Source organism: Shewanella holmiensis (assembly GCF_025370255.1).
In the GTDB taxonomy this organism is placed as follows: domain Bacteria; phylum Pseudomonadota; class Gammaproteobacteria; order Enterobacterales; family Shewanellaceae; genus Shewanella; species Shewanella holmiensis.
On sequence record NZ_JAMTCD010000025.1, the window covers coordinates 43,097 to 53,739 of the forward strand.

General features: G+C 43.0%; 6 protein-coding genes and 4 pseudogenes. 2 read left to right on the plus strand and 8 right to left on the minus strand.

Annotated features, from left to right (window positions below; genetic code table 11):
• The first annotated feature begins 49 nt into the window (after positions 1–49).
• The gene (locus tag NE535_RS15850; RefSeq protein ID WP_261299572.1) at positions 50–1,969 is read left to right on the plus strand and encodes a methyl-accepting chemotaxis protein; all 1,920 of its coding nucleotides are present in this window, start codon (positions 50–52) and stop codon (positions 1,967–1,969) included.
• 75 nt (positions 1,970–2,044) lie between these two features.
• On the opposite strand, the gene NE535_RS15855 is transcribed toward NE535_RS15850, so the two are convergent.
• From NE535_RS15855 to NE535_RS15875, 5 genes and pseudogenes are all read right to left on the minus strand, one after another.
• Complete coding sequence (locus NE535_RS15855) at positions 2,045–2,416, minus strand: DUF4870 domain-containing protein (protein ID WP_261299573.1); 372 nt, start codon at positions 2,414–2,416, stop codon at positions 2,045–2,047.
• Between the two features lie 21 nt (positions 2,417–2,437).
• The gene (locus tag NE535_RS15860; RefSeq protein ID WP_261299574.1) at positions 2,438–3,127 is read right to left on the minus strand and encodes an MOSC domain-containing protein; all 690 of its coding nucleotides are present in this window, start codon (positions 3,125–3,127) and stop codon (positions 2,438–2,440) included.
• A 222-nt stretch (positions 3,128–3,349) separates the two neighbouring features.
• Entirely contained in the window at positions 3,350–4,195 is an 846-nt protein-coding gene (locus NE535_RS15865) for a PfkB family carbohydrate kinase (protein WP_261299575.1), read from the minus strand.
• A gap of 120 nt (positions 4,196–4,315) precedes the next feature.
• Complete coding sequence (locus tag NE535_RS15870) at positions 4,316–5,653, minus strand: coproporphyrinogen III oxidase family protein (protein ID WP_261299576.1); 1,338 nt, start codon at positions 5,651–5,653, stop codon at positions 4,316–4,318.
• Between the two features lie 406 nt (positions 5,654–6,059).
• Positions 6,060–6,908 (minus strand): annotated as a pseudogene (locus tag NE535_RS15875) (substrate-binding periplasmic protein).
• An 807-nt stretch (positions 6,909–7,715) separates the two neighbouring features.
• Between NE535_RS15875 and NE535_RS15880 the strand changes: the two are divergent.
• A pseudogene (locus NE535_RS15880) lies at positions 7,716–8,114 on the plus strand (rhomboid family intramembrane serine protease); the annotation flags it as partial.
• A 29-nt stretch (positions 8,115–8,143) separates the two neighbouring features.
• Here the strand turns inward: NE535_RS15880 and NE535_RS15885 are convergent.
• From NE535_RS15885 to NE535_RS15895, 3 genes and pseudogenes are all read right to left on the minus strand, one after another.
• Positions 8,144–9,241 carry a calcium:cation antiporter gene (locus NE535_RS15885; protein ID WP_261299577.1) on the minus strand — a complete coding sequence of 366 codons (1,098 nt, stop codon included), beginning with the start codon at positions 9,239–9,241 and terminating at the stop codon, positions 8,144–8,146.
• Between the two features lie 140 nt (positions 9,242–9,381).
• Positions 9,382–10,080, minus strand: a pseudogene (locus NE535_RS15890) (toxin-antitoxin system YwqK family antitoxin); the annotation flags it as partial.
• Between the two features lie 8 nt (positions 10,081–10,088).
• Positions 10,089–10,550 (minus strand): annotated as a pseudogene (locus tag NE535_RS15895) (IS3 family transposase); the annotation flags it as partial.
• Between the last annotated feature and the right edge of the window lie 93 nt (positions 10,551–10,643).

Genomic DNA, 10,643 nt, shown 5'->3' on the forward strand with positions numbered 1-10,643 from the left:
TTTTCCCATCTGACCGATAAAGATTAATTACAGCAACAAGGCGTATTGCATGAACTTTTTTAGTCAATTAACCATTAAGCAGAAAATCTTGCTTACCGTCACACTGGCGGTGCTACTTTCAACCGTTTTAGTCGGAGTGCTGAGCCAGCGCAGTGCAAAAAATGTGGTTGAAGAACGTATGCTAACGTCGGAAATGCCCAGCATATTATTGCAAATCCGTAACAAGATTGATTTGGACATCAGCTCGTTAATGAACGCAGCCGAGCAACTCGCCAACAGCCGAATGCTGCTTAATTGGTTAGAGCAAGGTCGCCCAGCCAGTGAAGAAAGCGCTGTCGTGGCGCAGTTAAATGATATTGCCAGTCAATATGATCTGGCACAAGCATCTTATGCCGACCGCCAAACTGCCGCTTACTATACGCAAGATGGTTTTTTACGGGAATTAACCCCGCAGCAAGATGGTTGGTTTTTTGATTATCGCGACAGCCGCCAAGAAAAAATGCTCAATGTCTTTACCGAAAGTAATGGTGAAGTGAAACTGTTTATTAATTACCAACAGCCCAACGGCCGAGGTTTAGTCGGATTAGCTAAATCACTGGATGATATGGTTAATCTTTTAGCGTCGTTCAAAATTGAAGACACAGGTTTTGTATACCTTGTCGACGCAGAAGGCCAAGTCAAACTGCACCAAGATAAAAGCCAAATGGGTAAAAAAAGCTTAAGCCAACTTTATCCTAATGTGAACGTGCAGCAGTTGTTAAATAAAAATGACTTCAACCTAATCAAAGCGGAAGCTGATAACCAACAAATGCTGATCGCCAGTAGTTATTTACCGTCAATGGGCTGGTATTTAGTGGCTCAGGTGCCTGAAGCAGAAGTGTTTGCGCTATTGGAAGAGTCGTCATATCAAATTCTCATTTCAACCATCATTATTGCGGCACTATTTATTGCCATTGCTATTGCCGTTGCCGGCTCAGTCAGCCGCCCTATCGCCCAAGTCGCAGAGCTATTTCGCAATATTGGTGAAGGTGAAGGCGATTTACGTCAACGCCTACCCGTTAATGGTGAAGATGAAATCGCACAACTTGCACGCGGATTTAACAGTTTCATCAGTAAAATCCAAGACTCTGTTATTGAAGTGGCACAAACCAGTGAACAATTAGGTAAATCAGCAATAGATGTCTCTAACCAAGCACACCAAACATTAGAAGACAGCCATTTGCAAAAAGACCGCACCGTTATGGTTGTAACGGCCATTAATGAAATGGGTGCAACGGTGAATGAAATCGCCAGTAATGCCGCGCAAGCCGCCGTTACCGCTAGAGAAGCCGACACAGAGTCTTTAGAAGGCCAGCAGGTTGTTACGCGCGCACGCAATACCATTAATCAACTATCAAAAGATGTTGAGCAGGTGGGCGAAGTGATTGAGTCTTTAGCGACCCACACCAAATCAATTGGCAGTATTTTAGACGTGATCCGCGCGATTTCAGAACAAACCAACTTACTGGCATTAAACGCGGCTATTGAAGCGGCTCGAGCAGGTGAAGCCGGTCGAGGATTCGCTGTGGTTGCCGATGAAGTAAGAAACCTCGCGTCACGTACTGCAGCATCAACTAACGAAGTGCAAAGTATGATTGATAAATTGCAATCGGAAGCCAGCCGCGCAGTAACTGCCATGGAACAATCTCGAAATCGCTCACGCGAAGGTGTACAAGCCGTTGATGAAGCAAGTAATTCACTTAGCGGTATCAGTCAGCAAATTGCCTCAATCAGTGACATGAATATTCAAGTTGCTGCGGCAACGGAAGAGCAGTCTACGGTAGTGGAAGATATTAACCGTAACGTCACCGAAATCAACGACATTACCCAACGTACTGCGCAAACGGCTCAGGCTGCAGCGCAGGCAAGTAAAGCATTGAATCAACTTGCTAACCGTCTAGATACCCTTGTGGCGCGCTTTAAAGTATAGCGTCAGTGAGTAAAGGCTAAAATGCCGCAATCTGAAATCAGGTTGCGGCATTTTTATTTGCTTGAAATTTGACGTTTATTTAAAAAATTTAATCGATAACGGGTATTGGTATGCCACGCCTTCGGTGGCTTTTATAATCGCGATAATCGTGCAAATGATATCCAACAATGCCAAGGCGCCTAGCAAAATAAAGCCGATACCTACGAACATTAACACCGCTGAAATACACACATAAATAAACAAACTGATTTTAAAATTGAGGCAGTTTTTTCCACACTGGTTAGCAAAGTCAAACTCATCGCGCTTCATCAACCACACAATTAATGGCCCTAAAATACTGCCCATGGGTATTACATACCCCGCAAAACTGGATGCGTGCACCAACACCCCCATATCGCGAGCTTGCTTTTGATTATTTGACTGATGAGTGGATTGTAAATCTTCCATGAAATGTCCTTTTCGTAATAATTAAACTTTACCATACAAGCGCATCTGCCAATCTTCAATCGCTTGATGACTGATACGACGAGTTAATGAATCAACCCAAGTTTTTGCCAATCCAGGGCATTGCAATAGCTGCTGATATTGCTCGGCATCAAACTCTGGTAGAAAATAGATGTGCATGGCTTGAGCGACGCTAATATCAGAAACGCGATCAACGCGATAAATCGCATCATCACTGGCAATGTTACCTTCTGATAATACTCGGTAAAACCAACCACACATTTTGCTTTTTTGCATCGCAAGCGCAAATTCTGGATGGCCGAATTGTAAATTAAGCTTAAAACAGGGCGAGCGAGGTTGGGTAACCTGCAAGGTAACATCGCCAATTTGCATAATATCGCCAATATTGACCTGTGACTCATTCAAACCAACAGTACTGATATTTTCACCCATTGCGGGGGCATCTTTAAACGATGCCATCATGTCCCAACGGCGATACTGACCATAATGTTCACGCGGAAAATGATGTAATACTCTGTCCAAACCGCCGTGATGCTTAGGGTCTGCTTCTGCATTACCCACAACACGATCAAATTGCACAGCCAGTTTTGGCGCGGCATGTTTTTGGTTAATACAACTGGCAACCCCACTGTGCATTTGTACCTGATCACCCAAATACAACGCCGATATTTTATTTACTATGCGATTTTTCACTCAGTACATCCCTGAACAAGATCTGCTTTAAAGCATCAAAGTACCTAAAAAAACACCAAAAAAAAAGCCTCACCAACAAATGGTAAGGCAGAATATAAAACAAGGGGGAGTTCAGGCTCAATATGCATAGAGTCAGAACGAAAACGCTTAAGACTGTAAAGCGCCATCAACGCTTCAACAAGTAACACTTTACCCACACTCTGTGACAATCAGGTGACAACTTTAGCCCGCAAGATAATTTTTTAATTTATCTCCAGGAACCGAACTCGGGGTAGCCACAGCAAATGCAGCCCAGCGAGCCCCTTCTGTCATTGCATCAGTGATACTTGCACCACTGCATAAGCCATGAATCACTCCTGCAGCATAATTATCCCCCGCTCCCGTAGTATCAATCACATCAGCCGAAATGGCGGGCACATGTTGGTAACCCGATTGCTGGTAAACTTTGGCACCATTCTCGCCATCTGTCACAATAAAATACTGTAAGTGATCGCCACTAATAGATTGAGCAAACGCCCACAAATCTTGCCCGCAACGGCCTTGCATATCGGTTATAGAAGCAATTAATACATGGCAAGGTCTTGGGCGTTCATCTTTGGCTAACTGGGCGACGACTAGGGTTTTAGACTGCGCCATGGCCGCAAGCGCCCAAGTATCAGCCCCTAATGCAGACGTATTAATATAAAATGCATCCCAATTAGCCCAATTTGGTTGTTTAGCTAAAGTAAAAATAGGTCTTTGAGGTCTAATAATGGTGCGTTCGCCATCAGGGGTCATGACGAGCAGCATTTCACAGGTATTACCGTTAAAGCGTTGTACCATCCGGCAATCTAATCCTTGAGTGCTGGCCTGCGCCACAATCCAGTCGCCAATTTCATCTGTACCGACCTGACTCACCAGCGACACATTATGCTGCGCCCAAACTAGCCCTAGACCGGTATTAGCGCCACCGCCGCCAAGTCGTAAACCACCATCTTGATAATGAAAACGACCACCCGTTTGCAACGGTTTATCTAACCTGAGAATGCGGTCACAATTGATGTTCGCCAGTAATAAAATATTCGCCATGATAAATACACAATTACTTAATTGAAGTAATTTAAGAGTACTCGTTATAAAAAAAACGGCAACCTAAGTTGCCGTTAATTTTGCGGTTGAAGACCTAAATACCATCTAAACAAGCTTAGGCTACATATCCGAGTCTGTTAATGGTTTACGCAGTTGGGCTCTGACATTATCCATGCCTGAGTAAAACTCTTTCATCATCAGCAGCCCCATCATCTTACCGTTATCGGTTACGATAAGGCGGTCTGGATGTACTGGATCGTTTTTAATCGCGCCAATGGCCTTCATTGAACTCATCTCTTTAAATAATGCGGTATCTAGGTTTACCCCAAATTCATCGCGGAAATATTTGCGAGACAATCGGCCTGAAAACATGCCCAATAAGAAACGATATTGCATCACTTCTTTCTTGTGATAATACTTTTGCTGCTCAACTGCCATACGGCCTTGGGCAATACGCTCTTGGTATTTTTTCAATGAGAATGTATTTACATACAAGGTGTCATTTAAAAAACTAAATGATCCTGAACCAACGCCTAAGTATTCATCATGATCAATCACGTACTCATCAAAACCTTCATCATTGGTTTTACCAAACGCCCAAGCAGACAATTGCGTATATTGCCCTGTCAACTTATTCAAAATTTGACGGTATTGATTAATCATTTCGCCGGGTGGCGCAGCAAGTGTGCCCTTTACACTTTTACGGGTTTGATGAGTGATCATCAACGGGTAAGTGGTAATTTGTCTTGGGTCTAACTTTGATGCCATTTCAAGATCCGACTGAATAATTTCATCGGTTTGGCCACGAAAGCCAAAAATCAAATCAACATTGATGATCGGGAACAAGTCTTTTGCCGCCATAATGCGGTCAAAAGTTTGCTGGCCCGTGCCAAATTTATCTAAACGGTCAGTCATTTTTAAGATGCCGTCATCAAAGCTTTGTACGCCAATCGACATTCTGTCAACTAAGCCTTTAAGTTGTTTAAACTCAGGGTTAGCTAGATGCTGTGGATCTGACTCACACGACACTTCTTTAATATCGGGGAACAAAGTTTTGGCATGCTCAATCGTACGCGCAAGCTCATCTTCTAATACCGTGGTTGTACCGCCACCAATGTACATAGAGTCAAACTGATAGCCTAAATCTTTAGCCATCTGCATTTCTTTACGCAGTGCAACAAAATATTCACGCGCTTTGTCTTCACGGAATAAAAAACGATGAAAGGTACAAAATGAGCACAAGGTATGACAAAACGGAATGTGCGCATACAGCATGTACTTGCGCCCTTCCACTGGTTTAGGCATACGGTCGGTTGAAATGGTGTCTAGACGCAGGTTTTTATCGACATAAAACTGCATGACCTTTTCCATCGAACTGACCATCCAATTTGGCACAGTAATATTAGACTGATAAGGCGTAATCAACGCATCGGATGTTGATTGAATAATAGAAGACATTAAAAATCCTAGTGAGCAAAGCTTGAAAGCAAAATCATTGATTACAAAGCAGTAAAAAACATATCCCAAAGCAGAGCTTAAAAGTACCACTTTAGATATAGATAAAATGTGAAGTAGACGACGCTATGTAAACTATCAGGATTTTTAATGATTATTTGTTAAGCAGATCATGTTTTAGTCATTATTAATATAATGGGCGATAAAAGTGTGATTGTAAGTTGTTAATTGCAAGCCATAAAAAATAAGCTCATCTAAATTGAGGCACTGCTTTCTGATATTCGTTAAAAGATAAATCAACCTCGCAGGGCTCCCCTGCACAGGCCGAAAAGGGAATAAAAAGCCATTCAATAACACGTGCGGTTCGACTCCCATTGGAATGTTTACTTTGGCCCTTTAGGCACTCATTCTAGTGGGCGGTGGAGTTGGCTAAGCGTATAGTGACATCATCATCTAAGGTGAGTGATAACATTTGCTGGTATTTGTTCTCAATAGCGAGTCGAGTGCCATCTTGTTTGATTTGCGCTAGGCCATAATTGAAGTCATCGCGAATATCGGCGCTTAAAAATGCGAATTGGTAAGGCGTAGGAGGGAATACTTTATGGCAAATCACCTCTTGTTGTACTTCATCTTTAGTGAGTGTGCCTGTGAGGTAGGACTGCCTTAGATAATAAATAAAGATATTCTTATCCATCACGGCCACATCTATTCTCTGCTTCATCAGCATTTTCACTTGTATTATTTGCTTCGCCTATTCTCTATACCGACTGTTAAGTGTAGCCATGCTATTGAATTGTTTACCTAAAAGCATAGAGGCTCGCTGAAAGGCGACAATGCTCTTATCTTGCAAATCGGTTACGTTTTCTATATTGAATTGATTCTTTTTAAGACTAATCGCACAATTTTGAAAACGAATGGCCACATCTGAATAAAACACGCCTTCGTGCATATTTTCTTTAGTATTGATGATGCCATCAAGTTTGCCTTCTTTAAGTGCATGAAAAGTACGTGCTAAAGGCAGGTATTGTATGTTGACGCTATGACCTTTAACGGCAAGGGCACTTTTAAGCAATTCGAGTTCTAGACCACTGTTAGTTTCTTGAATGACATAGGGAGGAATTGAAAAGCTGACACCGATTTCAAGATCTTTGGCTTGTATACTGGACGTCAACAAGGGCAATAAAATCGACACCACATAACCTAATGGCTTAGCCATTCGATTCACTTGTGGGTTGAGCCGATTATTCTCATTATTCATTCTATTATTGACCTTTAAATGATGGTAAACACGAGCCCTGCTTCAGCGAATTTTTCTGCCGTTACCTAACTAAACCAATCATGATTACACTTAACTATAAGAGGTCTTATTAAATTAGCATAACTTTAATTTTGTTAACGTTAGGCACAAAGACTAGAGGTATTGTCTTGAGTAAAATTTTAAGCTGTCAATTTATTGGCTAAGCGTTTGAATGTTTGAGTATTAGATTTGAAAAGGGCCGATTTTTCACATCTTACCTATAGGAATATGGGAAATGTCAGTGTGATGTCCGGAACATCACTGACCATGTGAAGGAGCAACCTTATGTGTAAACACTTCTGTGACACGCTGCAAGTACGTCCCTGTAAGCTCAACGATGTTAAACAACATCCATGTTTAACTGCCAGTTTGGCATCCATGCCTCTCGCTCATAGCGTTTCATAAGATGAAACTTCGCCATGCCATCGACGGTCACAGCCGCGCTTACACCTAATAATTTATGTCTTTGATTAGGCTGTATTGGTAATAAAGCCTTTAGATCTTTGGCTGATACGAAAATGTCAGCTACTGGTACGCCTGCTGAAGGTAATTGGTTAGATTACCGTTATGGCCTACTGTGACTTAATCAACAAAAAATAAAGTAAAACATTGAATTTAAAATACAAACTAGGTTAAATTATGAAAACTTAAGGACAGAGTTGGGTAATCTCGAACATAATCATCGAGCACGCCATTTAGGGAAGAAGAAGCCATTCAATAACATGAACCGCTCGACTCCCTTTTTAATGTTTACTCTGACCCCACTAATTTCTTGAACCTGTACTCGGTAAGTGGCGACTATTTTTGGCGTATTTGATCACTGGGGTATTGGCGAGTATCGCCAGTATCTGTTGGTATGATGCCACTGTGAGTGTCGGTGCATCGGGCGCCATTATGGGGCTATTAGGAATACTCGTGATTTGGGCTTGGAAAAAGATTTTCCCTGAGGATATCAACTGGGTACTGAGTATTAACTTGGCATTTTTTGTGACCATAAGTCTTGTCGCAGGATTATTGGGTGGAGTGGACAATGCTGCCCATGTTGGCGGATTGCTCAGTGGGTTAGGGTTGGGTTACCTTTCGCTGGACTTTGCTCGAGGTGCTCAGGGGACTCGGAAGATTGAGGGCCATAGCCCAGTTAAAAAGCGTAAGCCGAGACGCAAATAAGTCGCGCTCGGCTTTGGGTTTAAGAAGATTTAGGCGTGTTCAAACATTAAGAACAAGTAAACGATAAACAGCACTATATGCGTCGCGCCGTGCAGGGCATTGGTGCGACCGCTGCTGAAGCTGACCTTGCAGACCATTAAACTGGTGATTAACAGCACCATGTCGGCGGGTGACAAGCCTAAATGCACTTCTTGACCTATCACGCTGCCAATAATTAATACTGCGGGAACGGTAAGGGCAATTGTGGCGAGTACTGAGCCGAAATACAGATTCATCGCCCGCTGTAATTGATTATTTAACGCCGCCTTAAATCCGCCCACTGCTTCGGGTGACAAGATCAAACAGGCCACGATAAAGCCACCTAATGCCTGCGGTGCGCCTAAGGTAGCGACACTGTAATTGATTGGCATGGCTAAGGTTTTTGCCAATAAGATCACCACCAGCAAGTAACCAATCAATAGCACGGTATGATAGGCATTGCTGCGTAATATGCCGTGGTGTTCCTCGTGGTCTTCATGGTCGGCATCGACAAAGAAATGACTGTGGCTCTTGGTTTGTACTACTAAAAATACGCCATAGAGCAGAATCGAAATAATGATCAGCATCCAAGACATGGCTTTAGACATGCTGCCAATAGTGCCGCCTTCGGTAAAATTGGGCAGTACTAAACAGAGTAAGGCGAGGGGGATAATGACGACCAGATAGGATTTTACGCCATCTAAATTAAAAAGCTGGGTGTGGTAACGCCAGCCGCCAAGTAATAAGGTGAATCCCACTAAGCCGTTGATAATCAACATGACCACGGCGAACATAGTGTCGCGCGCCATCACAGGGTTAGGTTCACCTGTCAGCATCACGGAGGAGATCATCACCACTTCGAGTGATATTACCGACAGGGTTAAGATTAAAGTGCCATAGGGATCGCCAAGCTTAATCGCTAGCGCATCAGAGTGGCGCACCACTGAGAAGATGGCCCAAGTGACAACGCCCAATAGGGCGAGTGATACGGGAATATAGGTCGAAAGCGCAGTACCATCGGCGAGTAGGCTATCGCCACCGGTTTTAAAGAATACTAAGGTCAGTATTCCCAGTAGCAGGGCGAACTCGTCTTTCATAAATGTTTTCATAGGCAGTTTGTCCAAAGCGAAAAAAAGGCCGTTAGTATAGACATTGGTTATGGCACACTTTGCATGAAACTTCTTTTAGATTTGGGGTTAAGGATAAATATTTGAGCCAGATCGCTGTAATCCCCAACCCCATTTCTACGTTAGCCGTGGTGCTCGGTTTTAATCAGCTTACCGAGCTGATCATAGTGATTCCAATCCCCTGATTCTCGGTCGCTGATGTAACTGCCTTCGGTGCGTTTTTCGCCATTAGGCCAAAAGCTTTGCCATAGACCTTCCTTGCGATCCCTCAGATATGTCCCTTGTTCGGCTAGTTTGCCATTATTGTGATAATAGCTGGTATCGCCTTCTTTTTGGCCTTTTACCCAAGCTTCAACGAGTTGTGGTTTACCGTTCTGGTGATATTGTTTAACCTGACCATCGAACGAGCCTTTGGCATAAGTGGCTTCTAGTTTGAGTTGGCCGTTACTGTAGTATTCCTTCGATTGACCATGGTTTTGTCCGTCTAAAAACTCAGTGCTGGCCGCTTGCATCCCATCCTCAAACCAGCTTTCCCATAGTCCAGTTTGATTGCCTTTATCCATAGTGCCGCTGAGTTTTAGCTGGCCATTATTGGGATAATATTCGGCATACGGGCCTGTTTTATCATTTTTATCATAGGTTTCGGAGCGGTAAACCACTTGCTTAAAGCTGTAAAACTCCCTAACGCCGTGACGCTTGTTTTCCTGCCAATGGCTTTTTTGTTGGATATTCCCTTCTGGAATCGCGCCATAGGTAGGGTCTTTTTCTTCGTAGCGGTAGTCAATCCACAGACCTGTTTTTTGATTATCGAGATATTGCCCTGTAGTGGTCAAGTAAAATTGGCCACGGTTTTAGAGTCATTCCAATATAAACGTTCTGACTCATTTGGCGTTAACCCACCATTATATTGATGGGGTCTGGTCTCACTGTAATATCCAGTGATGTAATTTGTGATCTCTTTATCTGCTTCTGTAAAATTCCCATAACCACTGGCGGGTATCCACTCAGATTTCAAACTTCTAAAGAAACGCTCCATTGGTGCGTTATCCCAACAATTCCCGCGGCGACTCATACTTTGCTCAATTTGAAGACGCCATATTAATTGTCTGAATTTCAAGCTTGTGTAATGCGAACCTTGATCGCTGTGATATATCACATTCTCAGGCTTACCCCTTAACTCAAATGCCATTTTCAAAGCTTTACAGGTCAGCTCACTATCTGGTGATAATGACAAAGCCCATCCAACAGGTTTGCGGGAAAATAAGTCTAAAACAACGGCTAGATAGGTGTAACCCTCCCTTAAAATCAGAATGTTTTAAATAGAGTTTTCCATTTACACTAAACCAAATGGAGAATCACATGAAAAAGACACGTTTTACAGAAA